Annotated in this window: 26 protein-coding genes; 20 read left to right on the top strand and 6 right to left on the bottom strand. The window is 44.9% G+C overall.

Translation table 11 applies throughout. The annotated features are described in order from the left end of the window. Window positions 1–169: 169 nt before the first annotated feature. On the bottom strand, window positions 170–469 hold the full coding sequence (locus LP107_RS11500; protein WP_078274961.1) for a helix-turn-helix domain-containing protein: 300 nt from the start codon (window positions 467–469) through the stop codon (window positions 170–172). Between the two features lie 164 nt (window positions 470–633). Between LP107_RS11500 and LP107_RS11495 the strand changes: the two genes are divergently transcribed. The 4 genes from LP107_RS11495 (at window position 634) to LP107_RS11480 (ending at window position 2,088) form a co-directional block, all read left to right on the top strand. Continuing rightward, window positions 634–843, top strand: coding sequence for a helix-turn-helix domain-containing protein (locus LP107_RS11495; RefSeq protein WP_078274960.1), 210 nt, complete (start codon window positions 634–636; stop codon window positions 841–843). A gap of 14 nt (window positions 844–857) precedes the next feature. After that, window positions 858–1,049: a DNA-binding protein gene (locus LP107_RS11490; protein ID WP_264676101.1), complete on the top strand. Its 192-nt coding sequence runs from the start codon at window positions 858–860 to the stop codon at window positions 1,047–1,049. Between the two features lie 8 nt (window positions 1,050–1,057). Beyond that, the gene (locus LP107_RS11485) at window positions 1,058–1,258 is read left to right on the top strand and encodes a hypothetical protein (RefSeq protein ID WP_264676324.1); all 201 of its coding nucleotides are present in this window, start codon (window positions 1,058–1,060) and stop codon (window positions 1,256–1,258) included. 77 nt (window positions 1,259–1,335) lie between these two features. Next, the gene (locus LP107_RS11480; RefSeq protein ID WP_078274945.1) at window positions 1,336–2,088 is read left to right on the top strand and encodes a phage tail tube protein; all 753 of its coding nucleotides are present in this window, start codon (window positions 1,336–1,338) and stop codon (window positions 2,086–2,088) included. A gap of 43 nt (window positions 2,089–2,131) precedes the next feature. Here LP107_RS11480 and LP107_RS11475 read toward each other — a convergent pair whose 3' ends face one another. Next, a complete protein-coding gene (locus LP107_RS11475) occupies window positions 2,132–2,476 on the bottom strand; it encodes a helix-turn-helix domain-containing protein (protein WP_078274944.1) in 345 nt (114 codons plus the stop codon). 122 nt (window positions 2,477–2,598) lie between these two features. On the opposite strand from LP107_RS11475, the gene LP107_RS11470 reads away from it, so the two are divergent. The 14 genes from LP107_RS11470 (at window position 2,599) to LP107_RS11405 (ending at window position 10,978) form a co-directional block, all read left to right on the top strand. Then, the gene (locus LP107_RS11470) at window positions 2,599–2,805 is read left to right on the top strand and encodes a helix-turn-helix domain-containing protein (RefSeq protein ID WP_264676102.1); all 207 of its coding nucleotides are present in this window, start codon (window positions 2,599–2,601) and stop codon (window positions 2,803–2,805) included. A 106-nt stretch (window positions 2,806–2,911) separates the two neighbouring features. Then, entirely contained in the window at window positions 2,912–3,511 is a 600-nt protein-coding gene (locus LP107_RS11465) for an antA/AntB antirepressor family protein (protein WP_078274942.1), read from the top strand. A gap of 1 nt (window position 3,512) precedes the next feature. Continuing rightward, window positions 3,513–3,728, top strand: a complete 216-nt coding sequence (locus tag LP107_RS11460; RefSeq protein ID WP_078274941.1) for a hypothetical protein — start codon at window positions 3,513–3,515, stop codon at window positions 3,726–3,728. 142 nt (window positions 3,729–3,870) lie between these two features. Continuing rightward, window positions 3,871–4,059 (top strand): type II toxin-antitoxin system HicA family toxin, encoded by a 189-nt coding sequence (locus tag LP107_RS11455; RefSeq protein WP_078274940.1) that lies wholly within the window; start codon window positions 3,871–3,873, stop codon window positions 4,057–4,059. Window positions 4,060–4,121: 62 nt separating this feature from the next. Further along, window positions 4,122–4,529: a type II toxin-antitoxin system HicB family antitoxin gene (locus LP107_RS11450; RefSeq protein WP_112741846.1), complete on the top strand. Its 408-nt coding sequence runs from the start codon at window positions 4,122–4,124 to the stop codon at window positions 4,527–4,529. 75 nt (window positions 4,530–4,604) lie between these two features. Further along, on the top strand, window positions 4,605–5,576 hold the full coding sequence (locus LP107_RS11445) for a phage tail tape measure protein (protein ID WP_112741847.1): 972 nt from the start codon (window positions 4,605–4,607) through the stop codon (window positions 5,574–5,576). Further along, window positions 5,573–5,905, top strand: a complete 333-nt coding sequence (locus LP107_RS11440; RefSeq protein WP_112741848.1) for a hypothetical protein — start codon at window positions 5,573–5,575, stop codon at window positions 5,903–5,905. The genes LP107_RS11445 and LP107_RS11440 overlap by 4 nt, the downstream gene beginning before the upstream one ends. Next, window positions 5,839–6,276, top strand: coding sequence for a hypothetical protein (locus LP107_RS11435; protein WP_162860346.1), 438 nt, complete (start codon window positions 5,839–5,841; stop codon window positions 6,274–6,276). Before LP107_RS11440 ends, LP107_RS11435 begins: the two co-directional genes overlap by 67 nt. Window positions 6,277–6,329: 53 nt before the next feature. After that, window positions 6,330–7,136: a hypothetical protein gene (locus LP107_RS11430; RefSeq protein WP_112741850.1), complete on the top strand. Its 807-nt coding sequence runs from the start codon at window positions 6,330–6,332 to the stop codon at window positions 7,134–7,136. Beyond that, on the top strand, window positions 7,137–7,481 hold the full coding sequence (locus tag LP107_RS11425; RefSeq protein WP_078274937.1) for a hypothetical protein: 345 nt from the start codon (window positions 7,137–7,139) through the stop codon (window positions 7,479–7,481). Next, window positions 7,469–9,298 (top strand): hypothetical protein, encoded by a 1,830-nt coding sequence (locus tag LP107_RS11420; RefSeq protein WP_078274936.1) that lies wholly within the window; start codon window positions 7,469–7,471, stop codon window positions 9,296–9,298. Before LP107_RS11425 ends, LP107_RS11420 begins: the two co-directional genes overlap by 13 nt. Before the next feature lie 58 nt (window positions 9,299–9,356). After that, window positions 9,357–9,581 (top strand): DUF2190 family protein, encoded by a 225-nt coding sequence (locus LP107_RS11415; protein WP_078274935.1) that lies wholly within the window; start codon window positions 9,357–9,359, stop codon window positions 9,579–9,581. A gap of 94 nt (window positions 9,582–9,675) precedes the next feature. Next, the gene (locus LP107_RS11410; RefSeq protein WP_162860347.1) at window positions 9,676–9,954 is read left to right on the top strand and encodes a hypothetical protein; all 279 of its coding nucleotides are present in this window, start codon (window positions 9,676–9,678) and stop codon (window positions 9,952–9,954) included. Between the two features lie 16 nt (window positions 9,955–9,970). Continuing rightward, complete coding sequence (locus LP107_RS11405) at window positions 9,971–10,978, top strand: WG repeat-containing protein (protein WP_078273404.1); 1,008 nt, start codon at window positions 9,971–9,973, stop codon at window positions 10,976–10,978. 1 nt (window position 10,979) lies between these two features. Here the strand turns inward: LP107_RS11405 and LP107_RS11400 are convergent, their stop codons facing one another. The 3 genes from LP107_RS11400 to LP107_RS11390 form a co-directional block, all read right to left on the bottom strand. Next, window positions 10,980–11,753 (bottom strand): lysophospholipid acyltransferase family protein, encoded by a 774-nt coding sequence (locus LP107_RS11400; protein ID WP_264682785.1) that lies wholly within the window; start codon window positions 11,751–11,753, stop codon window positions 10,980–10,982. 117 nt (window positions 11,754–11,870) lie between these two features. Further along, complete coding sequence (gene ftsH, locus LP107_RS11395) at window positions 11,871–13,766, bottom strand: ATP-dependent zinc metalloprotease FtsH (protein ID WP_208624073.1); 1,896 nt, start codon at window positions 13,764–13,766, stop codon at window positions 11,871–11,873. A gap of 148 nt (window positions 13,767–13,914) precedes the next feature. Further along, a complete protein-coding gene (locus LP107_RS11390; RefSeq protein WP_078273401.1) occupies window positions 13,915–14,547 on the bottom strand; it encodes an RlmE family RNA methyltransferase in 633 nt (210 codons plus the stop codon). 116 nt (window positions 14,548–14,663) lie between these two features. Between LP107_RS11390 and LP107_RS11385 the strand changes: the two genes are divergently transcribed. Beyond that, entirely contained in the window at window positions 14,664–14,993 is a 330-nt protein-coding gene (locus tag LP107_RS11385) for a YhbY family RNA-binding protein (protein WP_078273400.1), read from the top strand. Window positions 14,994–15,015: 22 nt separating this feature from the next. Beyond that, window positions 15,016–15,666, top strand: coding sequence for a DOMON domain-containing protein (locus tag LP107_RS11380; protein WP_078273399.1), 651 nt, complete (start codon window positions 15,016–15,018; stop codon window positions 15,664–15,666). A 138-nt stretch (window positions 15,667–15,804) separates the two neighbouring features. On the opposite strand, the gene LP107_RS11375 is transcribed toward LP107_RS11380, so the two are convergent. After that, a complete protein-coding gene (locus LP107_RS11375) occupies window positions 15,805–16,383 on the bottom strand; it encodes a tetratricopeptide repeat protein (protein WP_078273397.1) in 579 nt (192 codons plus the stop codon). Between the last annotated feature and the right edge of the window lie 131 nt (window positions 16,384–16,514).

The raw sequence follows: 16,514 nt of genomic DNA, 5'->3' as shown, positions 1-16,514 counted from the left end.
CAGTTTGTGTTCTGTAACCGTAAACTTTTTAGAAAATTAAAAATTTGGTTTACGGTTTATGTATATTGTTGATTTACAATATAATTTTTTTGGATTTATTGAATTTTCTTAATTTTAAACCGTAAACTCACAAAAACCATTTAAGAGTAAAAAGTTTACGGTTTATCTTTCAATTATTTAATAAAAATCTCATTACCGCACTTTTTTGCTCATCGGGCAACTGTCGCAATTTTTCTATTAACTGTCTCTCATTTTCATCTAATTGGGTGAGTGCTGTCTGTTGCCCCGTTACCAAATATCCAACATCTACGCCTGCTTGGTGGGCTTTTTGTAGGTAGTCAGCATCTGGACTGCGTTTACCACTTTCGTAATTGGACTGTGCCAACAATTTGACACCACACAACTCGCCAAATGTCTCTTGGGTTAGCCCAAGTCGTTTTCTTTCGGATTTTAGGCGTTCGCCAAACATTTAATTTTCCTAGATTTTTAAAAATATTTATTCAAATGAATAAAAAAATATTGATTTATTCATTTGAATAAAATATAATGCACGCATACAAGGAAATATCCTTGTAAAAACAGGTTAAAAGAAAGGGTAATTATACCATATTTTCAAGCAAATTGGGAGTTTTTATGACCAGAGAACAGCAGTCAAACCTAATAAAACAAAGGTTGTACTCGCAAGGTATGACTGTCAAAAATTGGGCGTTGGCAAATGGTTATCCAGTAACCGAAGTCTACAAAGTGTTAAATGGCGAACGCAAGGGGCTTTATGGGCGGTCGTTTGAGATTGCTCAAAAACTTGGGTTTTGGGATTTGGATAAATTTAATTCAAATGAATAAATTTGGGGTATAATATGAATGCTTATTATACAGCACAAGAATTAGCAGACTTAGGGTTGCAGTTGTTGCCAAAAACCAAAATGGGCGTATTTAAAAAAGCCAAAAAAGAAAACTGGCTCTCTCGCCCCCGCACAGGTCGTGGCGGTGGCTTAGAGTATGCCTTTAATAGTCTACCCTTAGCAGTGGCTACCGCTCAGAGCGACTAAACAATCGTATCGGAGGGGCGAAAAACTCAGCTCATAAATATGGGTTAGCGATTGATTTTATCGCCCCACGTTTTGGCAATACCCGAAAAATTGCTAAGTTTTTGGTGGCGGAACTGACTGCAAGAAATATTAAATTTGACCAGATTATTCTAGAATTCCCTGACAGTGCAGGCTCCAGGTGTATGGCTTTTTACTACATCAAGCATTAAATGCTGGTTAAATGACAATGTTGGCGAAACAAATGTCGCCAACATATCCCAACTCTTTAATTTATAAGGATAAATCAATGACACAACAAACACAATCCCTGCGGGGGCGTAAATATTCTGGTGATTTGTACGCTCGTAAATACGGCTCATCTGATGTATTTGAAAAAATGGGTAATGTTACCGAATTTACAACCAAAAGCGAAACCGAAAAAGACGAACTTAAAAGCACAGGTCGGGACGACTTTGGACAAGCCATTGAAGTGGAAACCGTGCCACAACCGATTGAAATTTCGCTTAAATTTAACACCTTTGACCGCCACGCCTTAGCCCGTGTGCTGATGGGCGAAGCGGTGGACATTGGCGGTGTGCCAGAAGTTATCAATGAAACTGCTGTCAAAGCGTCTAAAACGGGCTGGATTAAGCTAAATCACAACGACATTGACCCTGAAAACTTTAAGCTGAAAAACAAAAGCAAACAAGACATTGAAAAAGCCAAATACGAGCTAAACCCCCGTTTGGGTATGGTGCGTTTGCTTGACAGTACAGGCATTAATGACGGCGATAACCTACACTACGAAGGCAAAACAAAGGGGCGTAAAGGCTTTGCCATTGATGCCAATACCTTGCAATCAATCCCGCTTGAACTCTACCTAGACGGCAAAGACCGTATCAGTGGCAACGATGGCGTGCTGGAAGTGGCTCACGTTGTTTTGTCGGCTGATGGCGACATCAACTGGTTTGAAGACGGCTGGTGGGAGTCTGGACTAACAGGCACAATCGTCAAAGACGAGGGTAAACCTGCCATGCGGTTTACAGAGTTTGTGGGCTAATCCACGCCTGCCAAAACAAAACCCCATAAAAATGGGGTTTTGTTTATTTTGCAAGATTATCCAAAAAAGCAAGGAGTGCCTGTTTTGCCTTTGGATTGAGATTTTTTAGGTAGTCTATCAGCCTTAAATCATCAGCCGTATAGTTCGCTTGCCAGTTAGGTAGATCGGTTTCTTTTTGTCCAAAAATCAACCAACCAATATCCACATTGTACAAGTCTTTGAGTTTTATTAGAAAACCAACATCAGGTAATCGCTCACCGTTTTCGTAGTGGTGCAAGGAAGTTGAACCAACTTCCAAAGACTTAGCAAATTCTGGTCTTGTTAGGTTGTGGGAGTTTCGGATCTGCCTTAGGCGATTGCCAAAGTCTACTTTTTTTTCATCTTTCATAAAAAAATTCACAAAAAGGTGTTTACAAATTCAAAATTGTGAATTATAATATTCACAACTTCACGATAATGAAGTTATTATATCACATTTATGAATTTTAAACAAACTTTTAGGAGACTTTTATGTCAGAAAATACCCCTTATCATACCCCCCAAGAAGCCAAAGCTTGGCTAAAAGAACAGGGGTTTAGTATCGCAGGTTGGTCAAAAGCCAACGGATTTAGCCCCGAGAGTGTCCGCCAAGTACTGGGCGGTAAAAACAAAATGCTCTATGGCGAAGGTCACAAAATCGGCAAAGCCCTAAATTTGCCAGTGCCAGAAATAGAATAACGCCTATTTAAACAACTTTTAAAAGCCATTTAAATAAGCGTCTTAACCACGAGTTGCCTGTACTTTAGTCGGTCTCGCAACTCATTAACCAAAAGGAAAAATCCTTATGACTACACAAATTGTACCACAAATCCGCCCCCTTGTCCAAACTTTTCAAGGGAAAATTAACGGTGAAACCCAGCCCCTTGTCAATGCTCGTGAACTGCACGCCTTTTTGGAAAGCAAACAAGACTTTTCAAATTGGATTGCCAAACGCATTGAAAAATATGGGTTTGTAAACGGTAAGGACTTTTCAATAAATTTATTGAAAACCCCCAACGGCGGTCGCCCAACCACCGAATATCATATCACCCTAGATATGGCAAAGGAACTTTCAATGGTAGAACGCTCCGACAAAGGCAAAACCGCTCGCCAGTATTTTATTGCTTGTGAAAAGGCTCTGTTTGCAGACCAAAGCACAGTTAAAAGCCTAATCGCCCAAAACCAAGCCCTAAAAGACGAACTGTTAAAAGCCAATAATGACTACAAGGCATTGGCGGTAATGCACGATGGCGGACTAGAAAACTGGCAAATGGGAATGGCGGTAGGACTTGCTCCAAGTACCGTCAGCAAAAAACTTGCCAAAATGCGAAAACTGGGCTTGATTGGCGAACGCTACGAAGTGGCGGACAATAAAGGGCAATTAACTTTGGGATTGGGGGAATAAGATGGACAATGTAAAAACAGTCAGAGTAATTGACGATGTGGACGAAAGCCTATATCAGTCTTTGGCATTGCTACAAGTGTTGGGGGATTTGGCGTTTTCATATCCTGTCAGCACCAAAACCGTGCAGATTGATGTGTCCAGTCTTGCTACTACGCTGGATATGATAGCAAACAAAATCAGAACCGCCCAACAGCGTTTGACGGATATGCCACGCTAATTTACCCCAACAAAAAAACACCGCTCAAAGCAAATTTGGGCGGTGTTTTTTTTGATAATTTTTAAAAAATAACCCCAATAACTCTTGACTTATTGCATAATTGGGGTTATAATAACCCTACATTCAACAAGCGGAGTTTAAAATGCCCCCAAGTAGCGATGAGATGATAAAGCGAATTACCGAAGACGGTTGGTATTTTGTAAAACAAAAAGGCTCTCACAAGCACTACAAACACCCAACCAAAGAAGGTAAAGTAACAATCCCAAACGGTCGTGAAAACCTACCCAAAGGAACGCTAAAAAGCATCATCAAACAAGCAGGGTTGGATTAATCCAACCCCCCACTTAAAACGGCATTTTAACCCAAAACAATCTTGCAAACAGGAGCGAAATGATGTTATTTCCCATTGCCATTGAAAAACCTGCCAATGAAAACGAATGTTATGGCGTGATTGTGCCAGACATTGCAGGGTGTTTTAGTGCAGGCGATACACCTGATGAAGCCATTAAGAATGCTTATGAAGCCATCAGTTTGCATTTGGAAGGCATGGCAGAAGATGGCGATACACTACCTACCGCCAAGCCCATTTTTTATCATCAAGACAATAGCGAATTTGACGGTATGTTGTGGGCAGTGGTGGACGTGGATATGTCTGCCTTTATGGGTAAGGCGGAGAAAATCAACGTTACCTTGCCAAGCCTACTCATCACCAAAATTGACGAAAAAGTCTTGTCTCATAAATCGCTATACAAAAGCCGTTCTAATTATTTGGCACAATTGGCGATGGCAGATTTGGGGTAGGCTCTGAACCCCGTCATCTTACCCCAACCGTAAACCCCCTTTAAAATCCCCTTAATTAAATTAAGGGGATTTTTTATGAAAAGTTTGGACACTGCCTTAACCATACATGCAGGCGTGAAAGGCATTAACGAGTTAAAACGCCTATCTGATGAGATAAAGGCGACAGGCACGGCAACAGACAGTTTGGACAAAGCCACCGATGAGCTACAAAAGTCATGGAAAGGCTTATCCGCCGATGAGCAGACCAAAAAAGTCAAAGCATTGGGCGATGAGTTTAAACGCTTAAAAAGCATCAGCGATGCCAAAATCGCCCTAGGCATTGATGAAGATAATAAAGCCAAAAAACAACTAGAAGAAGTCCACAAAGCCTACGAACGCCTTAAACTCTCAGGCAAGCTAACAGGCAGTGAGCTTGCTCGTGCCAATGAATTACACACCAAAAAAGTCAAGGAGCTAGAAGAACAGCTGGGCAAAACCACACTCACGGCAAGTGAGATGGCAGGCGAGCTTGGTAAAATCGCAGGCAGTGCAGGTAGCATGGCAGTGGTCGCCAAAGCCGCCATGGAATTTGAGACCGCCATGGCAGGGGTTAAGAAAGTCGTGGACGGCACGCCCGAGCAGATGTCTAGACTCTCCAAAGAAATCAAAGATTTGTCGGTAGAGCTTGGCATGACTGCCACCGAAGTGGCACAGATAGCAACAATGGGTGGTCAGCTTGGCGTGCCGATTGACAAATTGGGCGAGTTTACGACCATGGCAGGTCAGATGTCAGTGGCATTTAGCATGAGTGCTGATGAGGCAGGTAATGCCGCCGCCAAACTTGCCAACGTCTTTAACATGCCCATCGAACAGGTGGGCGAGCTTGGCGATGTCATCAACACGCTGGGCAACAATATGGCAGCCAAAGAGCGAGAGATAGTCGATGCCATGCTCAGAGTGGGTGGCACCGCCCGCCAGTTTGGGCTTGCCAAAGAAGAAGTGGCAGGACTGACCGCCGCCATACCATTTAATGTACATTTAAACCTACTTTATAAGACAATCACATGACCAATAAACGCACCAAACTCAACAAATCCGACCTAAAAATCTACCCATCAGAACGCTTAACCGACAACGATGACGGCGGTGGACTGGCACTGGGTACACCGCTCACAGGGGCGGATAATGAACTCTTTGACCCCATATCGTCTATCCAACGCATTAATGGCGGTATGATGACTCGCTTAGTCTATGCAGGGGTACAGCGAGCTGATGACGAGCCACTTTTGGGGGCATTTACCGCCGCGGTAATTTGCAAGTGCGAGCTTCCGTGCCATTTACCCAAAGAAACTGGACGAATGTGTGGCAAGACACCCGCATTGGCGACGAGCCATTAAACCGCTTAAATGTCAAAGATTATCCCATTGTCTTGACCGATGATGGGGCGATAGACGAGAAATGGCTGATTAAGTTTACCAGTAGCTCACAGTTTGAGCTGTACGGGCAAACACTCGGCTTTGTGCTAAAAACCGACACCTTACAAGACTTAGCCCCAATCAATCCGTCCACCAAAAAGCCCTACTTTACCATACCCAAACAAGCCTTTGGGGCTGACACGCCGTGGAGCGTGCAAGAAGTGGTACGGTTTAACACGTGGGGGACACTGCTACCTGTGTGGGTCATCTGTGCCGTCCAGCCGTCAGCGGACAACCCTAAGGGGTCAGACGGCTATACGCAGGTGTTGTTTGGCGATACGACCGAGATTTAAAGCGGTTTTAAGTGTATTTTAATGTTAATTAATCAAGCTTTAAAGGATAATTTATGAGCTATTTAAATCCCATCACCCTAACCCCCAAACTCTACCAATCCACCGACCTACAAGCCCCACAGCTCACAGGGGCGATGGGCGATTATAAAAGCGTGTGGAAAGCCTGTCTGGTAACAGGCTACGGTAATAAGGCAGGGGCAGGATTTATGCTTGACAACGAAACCGACCATTCGTGTGATTTTATCAGTCCGAACATCATGATGGACAAGTTTGGTGTGGAGGAGGATAATTCGGCATATAAGCCTTATTATTATAATGGCACAAATAAGGTATCGCAATGGCCTAGCAACACACAAAAATCACACGCCAGAAATCCAAGCTGGACAATGTTAGTCTGCGAACTCGGTGTGTATTTTGTCATTACCACAAATGGCATGAGCCAAGTGGGGTATTTGGGTCTCATTAAATCAGCGATTAATGATAATAATATTAACTTTGTACGGCTAAATATTGGGAACTTATCAAGTTCTAGTTACAACAGCTTTTTAGGCAGTCTTAAAATTGGCAACTATACCAACGCCCGTATCTTATCTAATGGCTATGACTTAGTAAAATCGCTCAAAAAAGACTTCTTGGTTAGCCTAGTCTCTGATGTCTTTTGGCGACAAGATGGGGCATTGCTCGGCTCTCAGCCCGCCTTACTGATACAAAACAGTCTGACTTTGCCAACGGATATTCAGATCACCGAATATCAAGGCAGACCTGTGTTGTATATATATGTGGTCAATGGTACAAATAGTTATTACCAAGCCAATTATAGCTTTGGGGTGATGATTTACTTAGACTACTGGGAGTACTAAATGCAAGTACACAGCAAAGCAGATGTGGCTCTTGCCCTACCTAATGTGGGCTACATCGCAGGGGATAATGACGGTATTGTAACAGTGGGCGGTGTCCCTGCCCGCCGTGAAATGGTGGTGTTTAATATGGATTTGTCGGTGCATTCACGCTTTTACAGTCTTGACAACGGGCATTATCTGATTAACAATCTTGACCCAAATCAGCAGTATCTCATCATGGCACGAGACCTGCCCCCATCCGATGGGGTGGAGCGTTACGAACCTGCCACTTGGGATTATGTAACCCCCATGAGCGACAAAACCCAAGCCGAGCAAATGGAACTGTGGCAGTCATGGCAGACCTGACCCGTGATAAATTGCCCTTGCCACTGACACGGCGGATAAGCGACAGACCACCGTCCGACCGCTTACCGCTTACCCTAAATCGTAAGTTAAGCACGCTGGATGTGGTCTTGCCAACACCGATTGACCCAACACCTAAGCCCACTGACCCAACCCCAAAAAGACAAAACCCTGTCATGGCAGAGTTTGATAGCCTAATATCTGACCCACAGGGCGTGAATATGGGCAGACAAGTGAGTATAGCAAGTGATGAGGTGGCACGGGCGTATAGTGTGGTGTATGGTGATACGCTAACAATGGCTTATGGGCGTGATATGTCTACTCGTCATTTTGCCCCTGTTGCTAGTGGGGCAGATAGTGCTATGGGTACGCCTTATCTGATTGGCAGTGTCTATCAGCACACATGGCAAGCTCTCATGGCACTTCACCACGCTCATCACATCAGCGTGAGCGATGGTGTGGGACTGTTTAGTTGTAATCTTGTCAAATATGGGGCTAAGGGCTATTTGCAGGGCGGTACGCAGGGCAATTTATCAGACGTGGCAGGACTATTTGGCGATAACACCCACCAAGCAGGCAGTACGCTGATTGCTCGCCCTAGCACACACACGATAACCCACAGCACTCCTGTGCCATGTCGTTATTATCCTGTGCCAGAGCCTGAGCCTGACAAGCCCGTCTCGTATTGTCGTATCAGACCACCATCTGACCGCCTGCCACTGGCTTTAAGACGCAAACGAGGCGAGCACCCTGCGGGTGCCTTGCCCCTACCGCTTATTTGTTGGCATGACTTACCACCGACTGCCACCCCCAATTTAGGAGCTTATATCGTGCATAATACCATCACTGCAACCATCGGTGGGGTCAATGTCAATCCCTTGTCATTTAGCATTAAGACCGACATGGACAGCTTTTGTTGGCAAGGACAAATTGAAATCCCCACCAAAGACTTTGATAAAATCAAAGACAAGCTAGGCAGCCGTGGTAATGAGCCGATGATTAGCGTGGTCATTAACAACCACCGCTTTGTCATCATTGCTGAGGAGCTTAGCAAAAACCGCTCATTTGTCAATCACAGCTACACGTTATCAGGACGAAGTGTTACCGCTCGCCTGTCAGCAGACTATGCGACAAATAAACAAGGCGGGTTAAATCAAGCCCTCTACGCCAGTCAGCTTATCATGAGTGCGATGGTAAATACAGGCATGACGGCAGAATATCAAGCCCCTGATTGGCTGATTAAAAAAGGGGTATATAGTACCGACAAAACCCCGATGGGGGTAATACATGATGTGGCAGAGGCGTGTGGGGCGTTTGTGTATTCGCATCCGCACGAGCCAAGCCTTGTCATTAAACCTCGCTACAAAGTGCCTGCGTGGAAGCTTGCCACGGCTGAACCTGCTTTAATCCTTGCTCTTGACCCTGTAAAAAGCATCAGTGAGCAACAAAGAGTAAGTCCTCTTTATGATAATGTGTGGCTGACCAGTACAAGCCGTCTTGATAACGTCTATCGCAGACAGTCGGCACGCATGACAGAGGCACCCACACAGTCTGACGAGCTATTGACCGACCAAATCGCCACCATTGCCAAAGGCGTGCAAATACTGTCAGAATCAGGCACGCACATGGACATGACGGTAACGACACGTTGGGCGGATAAATACGGCTTGCCCCTTGCGGTGGTGGGCGATGTTTGGCAAATCAACGATGACGGCGGTTATAAGGCAGTGGTGGTCAGTGTTGAGGTGCAGGTCAAGGTGGAAAATGGCGTGCCGACCATTTGGCAGGTGGTAGGGCTTGATAGGTATATGGGAAATTAATAGCCGATTATATTATACATTAATGCTCTAAAAAGTCAATAATTCAAAGGCAAAAAAAATGAATTTATATCAAACATTTAGCAAGCTCTTTGCCACACCCAAAGGCGTGGCACAAATCACAGGTCAAAAGGGGCAAGGCGTGGTGGTCGGGCAGACACTCGGTGGGGTGTTTGTCGTGCTAAACGGACAGGCAGAGGTGGGCGATATGGTCTATTATGACCGACAGACTCATGAAATCACAGGGCAAGCTCCGCAGGGGGAGCGAGGGGAGTTTGGGGTGTAAGTTTGTTAGATTAATATCTGCATACTGTGATAAAAATATCTGCATAATTGAGTTTTCTTTATGCAGATATTTTTGCGATTTTATGCAGATATTTTTGCGATTTTACAAGACAAACCACGGCAATATTCATCAAGTTTGTGGGCAACTTAACAAAATCGAACATCGCCCTTTGAGCAAACAAAGTGTACTAAGCCTGTATCTTGATGACCCAATAAGCCAAAAATCGTATCGTTTTGACCGCCTTGATGACTGGCATAGGGATGATGTTTTTCGCCCGTACAAGGGAGGCGATGTGATTTGTGTCAAGTACACCAAATCGCCCGTTTTGACCCGTACCTATCCCCATATTTTGACAGACATACAGCCCAAATGACAACCTAGGACAACCCATGAAAAAACCACTCATCGCCTTATTTGCCATGCTCACACTACCGCAAGCGTGGGCGTTATCCATGAAGCCTGCCGATTGGGGCGATTTTCGCTATGATGAAAACGTGGTTTGCTCAACATCCGCAGAAAACAGCGACATATTCGGCGTTGTCAAAAAACACGGCAAATATGGCATGGCGGACAGCACAGGCAAAGTACTATTACCGCTTGAATATGATGACGGAGCGTGCCTAACTGGTCATATCACTTTATCAAAACAAGGCAAATGGGGTTTGGTGGACGCTCATCAGCGTGTGATAGTGCCTTTTATTTTTGACAGACAGCCTTGGGATTTTAATGGCGTGGATAAAGTCATTATCACCGATGAGCGTGATGATGGCATATATTCGGCAGTGTATGGGGTGGGCGGTGGGATTATTTTGGATTATCGGCGTGGTGAATGGGACTTTGAAAATGATGTCTTGATACGCTTTGAAGATGATGAGAACGGGCAAAGTGGCTTTATGGACACGCAAGGCAATATCATCTTGGCGGGACGTTATGATTGGGTAAAGCTACTGGATGATAAAGCAGGCGATGAACGGTTTTTGGTAGGTGTAAATAGCCAAGTCATGATGATAGACCGCCATAAAAACGTATTTACACAAGACTATGACGACATGGAGCCTTTTGATGAGCAAGGCATATCAAGGGTTCATCTGGATGTAAATGGTAAGAGTAAAATAGGCTTTGTAGATAGAAGTGGGATACTTATTGTCAAACTCTCATCACATCGCTACCCCATGTGGAACGATGTCTATGGACATGAATGGCAACTACGCATAGACGGTAAGCAGTGTACACTATTTTTGCAAGACCTTGCAGGGCAAGTGGTTAGCAGCCCAGAGTTTCCTGATGAATCCTGTCGGCTACTTGCCACGCCCAACCAAACACCCAATCAAGAACCCACAGCAAAGCGTGGGTTATGGGATAGGATTTGGGCGTGGGCTACTGGTTTGATTCGCTGAATCAAACCTTCAATACCTGTCTATGTAGCTCTGCTAAGCCGTATTCCATCGCTTTTTGTAATAGTTCGGTCAGCTCAGCACGGGTCTTATCTTCGGGTAAAATCGGTGCAAGGGGTAACACATACGCCTTAACCCCATCGCTGTCCGCCACTCGTCTTAGGCTCTCCGCCATCGTGCGTTTGTCATAATACGCACAGTCGTCCGACAATGTACCGTCTGCATTGACATAAGCAATCACCATAGGACAAATGGGCAAGCCTGTATCCATGCTTGCTTGTAGCAATTTTCCGTGGATTTTTTTGATTTGTTTGCCGTCTGTGGTGGTTGCTTCGGGGAAAAATACCACCGATGAACCGCCACGCAAAAATTCGGCAATCTGACGTGCCACCCCGTCAGCGTCCCCCGAACCACGCTTGATAAAGAGTGTTCCGCCTGCTTTGGCAAGTTTGCCAAAAATAAACCACTCGCCAATCTCCGCCTTTGATAAAAAGAATACAGGAGCGACCGACCCCACCACAGGAATATCCAGCCAAGAAATATGGTTAGATACCCAAAGTCCGTGTGTCTGTGGTACAGGCTCAACTTGCACGACTTCCACACCAAAGGAATTGACCATTTTACGGCAAAAGGTTTGGATATATTTTGGCAAAACATCTCTGGGTGGTGTTTTAAATGCCCCAACACGTCTGGCGGTAGTAAAGCCCCTCACCAAGGTATTACTCATGCCTGCGATGATTTTGGTGCGTTTTAGTTGTTTATTTAAAAAATTTGCCATAAGATTATCATTGTCAATTAAAAGACGTATCGTATAAGAGTTTGAGTAAAATTGCAAGTGTTTTTGGTACACATTAATGCACAAAAAACCGCCTTAGTGTTTAAGACGGTCTGTAAATCAAGCATTCGGCAAAGGCGGTGGCAATTCGTCATTTTTGACGATATTCACCGTTGGCACTTCATGCTGATATTCTTTTGGCTCTCGTGGCGTCTCGCCATTCATGATTTGCAAGAACTGCTCACGGTCAATGGTTTCCCACTTCATCAGTGCGTCCACCATGGCGTGCATCTTGTCGTGATTGTCATCAATGAGCTTATACGCCACATCGTACTGCTCTTCTAGGATACGGCGGACTTCTTCGTCCACTTTTTGTTGGGTAGCCTCACTGATAGTACGGCTCGCCCCACCAAAATATCCGCCTTGCTCTTCGTCCTCATAGACCATCACGCCCAGTTTGTCGCTCATGCCATATTTGGTAACCATGGCACGGGCAAGTTTGGTGGCACGTTCAAAGTCGTTGGACGCTCCTGTGAATTTGCGATTGATAAAAATCTCTTCGGCAATACGCCCGCCAAACAAGATAGAGATGTCATTTAGCATTTTATCGCTATAACTGCTCACCGCATCTTGCTCGGGCAACTGCCACGTTACCCCGAGTGCCCAGCCACGGGGCATGATGGTTACCTTATGTACAGGGTCAGTAAAGGGAAGTAGTTGGGCGACTAGGGCATGACCTGCTTCGTGATAAGCGGTGGCACGGCGTTCTTCTTCACGCAACACCATGGATTTACGTTCAGGCCCCATGTAGAGTTTGTCTTTGGCATCTTCAAAGTCGTTCATGTCCACGCTCATCTTGTTGCGACGGGCGGCAAATAGGGCGGCTTCATTGACAAGGTTGGCAAGCTGTGCTCCACTAAACCCTGGGGTACCACGAGCTAGGGCATTGACGTCCACACCAATGGTTTGGGGCAGTTTTTTCAGGTGTACATTTAGGATTTGTTCACGACCTTTGATGTCTGGCAAGCCAACCGACACTTGACGGTCAAAACGACCAGGACGAAGTAGGGCTTTATCCAGTACATCCACACGATTGGTCGCTGCAATCACAATCACGCCGTCATTGCCTTCAAAGCCGTCCATTTCCACCAAAAGTTGGTTTAGCGTTTGTTCACGCTCATCATGACCACCGCCCATGCCCGAGCCACGATGACGACCCACCGCATCAATCTCATCAATAAAGATGATACACGGGGCGTTCTTTTTGGCTTGGTCAAACATATCACGGACACGGCTTGCACCCACACCGACAAACATCTCCACAAAATCCGAACCCGAGATGCTAAAAAACGGCACTTTGGCTTCGCCTGCAATGGCTTTGGCAAGCAGTGTTTTGCCTGTCCCAGGAGGACCCACCATAAGCACGCCACGAGGAATGGTCGCCCCAAGTTTGGTGAATTTTTCTGGGTCTTTTAAAAAGTCCACAATTTCAACAACTTCTTGCTTGGACTCTTCGCACCCTGCCACATCGGCAAAGGTAACTTTGATGTCATCTTCGGAGAGCATTTTGGCTTTTGATTTGCCAAAGCTCATGGGGTTACGACCACCCATGCCGCCACCGCCAGCACCGCCACTCATGCCACGCATGAACAGCCAAAACAGACCGATGATGAGCAAAATCGGAAAGGCTGCAATGAGTAGCTGAGTACCCACGCCTTGACGCTGTGGTGCTGCCCCTTCTACTTCTACGTTATGCTTGCGAAGTAATGGCATTAACTCGGTATCATCTAGGGCAGGGCGGATGGTCTCAAACTCTGAGCCATTAACCTTTGTGCCCGTAATCTCTTCGCCATCAATCTCAATTTTTTGGATTTGACCTTCGGCGACTGCCGTGACAAAGGCTGAGTACTTCATGTCATCAGCCTTGCCCGAACCACGGTCGAGATTACTAAATACCATGACTACCACGGTGATAATCACGAGCCATAATAGAATGTTTTTTGCCATGTCGTTCACAAAGGGTTTCCTGTTTTTGGCGTTTGATACAACTTTGATTGAAAATTTAAAAATTGAAAAATGGGGCAAATCGTGCAATTATTCACACAAAGAGACATTGCTTTTAATAAGGCTTATTATCAATAAATCAAGCCCTAAATTTGGATGATTATTTTATCGCCACCCAAAACATCTCTTTGGAGCGGGGACGGCTTGCCTTGGGTTTTATACTTTTGATTTTACTAAACTTTTTTTGCATGTCAGCACGAAGCTCGGGCGAACCTTCGCCTTGGAATACTTTCATGATTAACGCACCGCCTTCGGGCAACACTTTTAGGGCAAAATCCACCGCCAACTCACACAGATACATCATGCGTGGCATGTCCACTGCTGACATGCCAGACGTGTTGGGAGCCATATCGGATAACACCACGTCCACACGTCGTCCACCCACTTCATTCATGATTTTATTAAAGACTTCTTCTTCTCTAAAATCGCCTTGAATAAAGGTAACATTCTCCAAAGTATCCATGGGCAAAATATCAGATGCTATTAAAATCCCGTCATCGCCCACAAGCTGTCCTGCCACCTGCGACCAGCTACCAGGGGCAGAACCTAAGTCCACCACGGTCATGCCTTTTTTGATAAGAGAAGTTTTTTCGTTAATCTCCAATAACTTATAAGCTGCTCTGGCACGATAGCCGTCTTTTTGGGCTTGTTGAACGTAATAGTCGTCAATATGCTCTTTCATCCACGCTTTCGATGATTTGGAGAATTTTTTGTTGGTAATGCGAGTTGCCATTGGTCAGTGTTGATGAATTAAAATAACTGCTTAGTTTAACATTTTTATGAGAAAATTTGGTATATTTTTGTTATAATGAACATTAATTTATTTAAAAACCTGTTTTGAGACATTTTATGGCAAAACCCAATTTTAAAAACTTATCTAACGACACCCTAAAAGAACTACGGGGCATCGGTCATCGCCTAAATCCCATCATCATGGTGGGTGGTAATGGCTTGACGCCCACGCTCATCGAAGAGACCGCCCGTGCTTTAAGTGACCACGAACTCATCAAAGTAAAAATCCCAGCAGGCAGTGCAGATGAACGCAAAGAATGTGCCGCCGCCCTAGCTGATGCCACCGAGAGCCAAGTGGTACACCATATCGGGCGTATGGTTTTGTTGTTTCGTAAAAATGATGAACCTAACGATAAACTGTCTAATTTGGCAAGGTTTGGGTTTTAGGAATTCAGCAAAAGGGAATGTCATGAATTTTTTTACCGCAAATCCCATTGATAAACTGTTTAGCTTGCTGTCGCTGTCGCACTTTACCGAGTTTTATTATGATGATAATTCGGTCATGCAAAGAGAGCGGTTGTTTGTCTTGCAAGACCTGCAAAATGCCCAAAAAAACAAGCCTGCCCCCAAAGTTCATGCCTATATCAGTGAAGACACGCACGGGGGTAAGTATGTGATTAACATGAGTTTTATGGTTGAAAGGGTGGACGGACTGCATTTTACCAATTATCATGGTGATAACATCAAGCGTGCCGATGGGCTGTGGCAGGAGACCTGCCTAGAATGCTTTATCGGTCTGGCAGATGGCGGTTATATTGAGATGAACATCGCCCCTGATGGACGTTATGCCCTGTATCATTTTAGCGATTATCGTACGCCCGCCACGCCCATACAGACCGATAAAGTAACTCTGTCATGGCGTGCCGATGATAATGATAACGTGCTGGTGTACGAGCGTCATGTCAGTCTTGATGTGTCAGCCGTGGCGGATTTGTTGCCCGAGCAGACACTCATCAACCCATGTGCGATACTAAACATCAGAGGTGATTTGCATTACTTTGCTGTCAGTTCTGCCCCTGCGCCTAATTTTCATGATAAGGCATTTTGGCAAAAATGGTAAATGTATAAAATGGTGAGTGTCTTTTGATTAAAACTTAGGGCGGTAGCCCAAAACTGAACTGGATTTTTGTTTAAATCAAAATCGTATTTAAAAAGCCCATGCATGATGTCATGGGCTTTTTGGTGAGTGGGTAAATGATTATTTGATGGTAAACCAATCATTGGCACTGGTTTTGGCTTTTTCGATGTCGCTTGATGATAGGTTTAGGGCAAGCTGACCAATTTTGGCTTGGGCTTTATCACGAATGCCGTTATCAAGCATGCCGTCACGGCTAGATAGGTCATACCATTTGTAGGCATCCACATAGCGTTGCTGTTTTTCATCAATCATTGCAAGTGCATAGCTGGCACGGTTGTCGCCCAGATGAGCGGCACGTTCTAGCCATTTGCGACCTTCACTCATGCTGGCTTTGACACCTTCGCCACGCAGATACATGAGTCCTAGGTTTAGCTGAGCAGGGGCAATGTCTTTTTGGGCAGCTTGGGTGTACCAATGCACGGCTTTGGCAGGGTCTTTGGCAACGCCTTCGCCTTTTTGTAGGCGTTTGGCTAGGAAAAATTGGGCATGATGGTTGCCACTGCTTGCTTGACTGGCAAGTGCTGAGATGTCCATAATCTCAAAACGAGAGACATCAAGCGGTACATTTGAGATAAGTTCAGCGTTGGCAACACCTGCCAAAAGTAGGGTGGATAGAATGCTAAGTTTTAAACGTTTCATGATGACGACCTGTGGTTGAGATTATATTTAAGATGTATGACAAATGTCAAATTAATTCTTTATCATACCATTAATGAGTGATAAACTCAATTTTTCATTGGTTAAACATGTCAAATTTTGTAACACCATTT

Origin of the sequence: Moraxella bovis (assembly GCF_025985205.1) — a bacterium.
In the GTDB taxonomy this organism is placed as follows: Bacteria; Pseudomonadota; Gammaproteobacteria; order Pseudomonadales; family Moraxellaceae; genus Moraxella; species Moraxella bovis.
Note: the sequence above shows the minus strand (reverse complement) of the source record. Positions and strands in the feature narration are given on the sequence as shown.

Excerpts from the sequence above, each read along its gene's own strand:
- LP107_RS11500 (WP_078274961.1), bottom strand. The coding sequence starts at position 469 with ATGTTTGGCGAACGCCTAAAATCCGAAAGAAAACGACTTGGGCTAACC.
- LP107_RS11495 (WP_078274960.1), top strand. The coding sequence starts at position 634 with ATGACCAGAGAACAGCAGTCAAACCTAATAAAACAAAGGTTGTACTCG.
- LP107_RS11490 (WP_264676101.1), top strand. The coding sequence starts at position 858 with ATGAATGCTTATTATACAGCACAAGAATTAGCAGACTTAGGGTTGCAG.
- LP107_RS11480 (WP_078274945.1), top strand. The coding sequence starts at position 1,336 with ATGACACAACAAACACAATCCCTGCGGGGGCGTAAATATTCTGGTGAT.
- LP107_RS11475 (WP_078274944.1), bottom strand. The coding sequence starts at position 2,476 with ATGAAAGATGAAAAAAAAGTAGACTTTGGCAATCGCCTAAGGCAGATC.
- LP107_RS11470 (WP_264676102.1), top strand. The coding sequence starts at position 2,599 with ATGTCAGAAAATACCCCTTATCATACCCCCCAAGAAGCCAAAGCTTGG.
- LP107_RS11465 (WP_078274942.1), top strand. The coding sequence starts at position 2,912 with ATGACTACACAAATTGTACCACAAATCCGCCCCCTTGTCCAAACTTTT.
- LP107_RS11460 (WP_078274941.1), top strand. The coding sequence starts at position 3,513 with ATGGACAATGTAAAAACAGTCAGAGTAATTGACGATGTGGACGAAAGC.
- LP107_RS11455 (WP_078274940.1), top strand. The coding sequence starts at position 3,871 with ATGCCCCCAAGTAGCGATGAGATGATAAAGCGAATTACCGAAGACGGT.
- LP107_RS11450 (WP_112741846.1), top strand. The coding sequence starts at position 4,122 with ATGTTATTTCCCATTGCCATTGAAAAACCTGCCAATGAAAACGAATGT.
- LP107_RS11445 (WP_112741847.1), top strand. The coding sequence starts at position 4,605 with ATGAAAAGTTTGGACACTGCCTTAACCATACATGCAGGCGTGAAAGGC.
- LP107_RS11440 (WP_112741848.1), top strand. The coding sequence starts at position 5,573 with ATGACCAATAAACGCACCAAACTCAACAAATCCGACCTAAAAATCTAC.
- LP107_RS11430 (WP_112741850.1), top strand. The coding sequence starts at position 6,330 with ATGAGCTATTTAAATCCCATCACCCTAACCCCCAAACTCTACCAATCC.
- LP107_RS11425 (WP_078274937.1), top strand. The coding sequence starts at position 7,137 with ATGCAAGTACACAGCAAAGCAGATGTGGCTCTTGCCCTACCTAATGTG.
- LP107_RS11420 (WP_078274936.1), top strand. The coding sequence starts at position 7,469 with ATGGCAGACCTGACCCGTGATAAATTGCCCTTGCCACTGACACGGCGG.
- LP107_RS11415 (WP_078274935.1), top strand. The coding sequence starts at position 9,357 with ATGAATTTATATCAAACATTTAGCAAGCTCTTTGCCACACCCAAAGGC.
- LP107_RS11405 (WP_078273404.1), top strand. The coding sequence starts at position 9,971 with ATGAAAAAACCACTCATCGCCTTATTTGCCATGCTCACACTACCGCAA.
- LP107_RS11400 (WP_264682785.1), bottom strand. The coding sequence starts at position 11,753 with ATGGCAAATTTTTTAAATAAACAACTAAAACGCACCAAAATCATCGCA.
- LP107_RS11390 (WP_078273401.1), bottom strand. The coding sequence starts at position 14,547 with ATGGCAACTCGCATTACCAACAAAAAATTCTCCAAATCATCGAAAGCG.
- LP107_RS11385 (WP_078273400.1), top strand. The coding sequence starts at position 14,664 with ATGGCAAAACCCAATTTTAAAAACTTATCTAACGACACCCTAAAAGAA.
- LP107_RS11380 (WP_078273399.1), top strand. The coding sequence starts at position 15,016 with ATGAATTTTTTTACCGCAAATCCCATTGATAAACTGTTTAGCTTGCTG.
- LP107_RS11375 (WP_078273397.1), bottom strand. The coding sequence starts at position 16,383 with ATGAAACGTTTAAAACTTAGCATTCTATCCACCCTACTTTTGGCAGGT.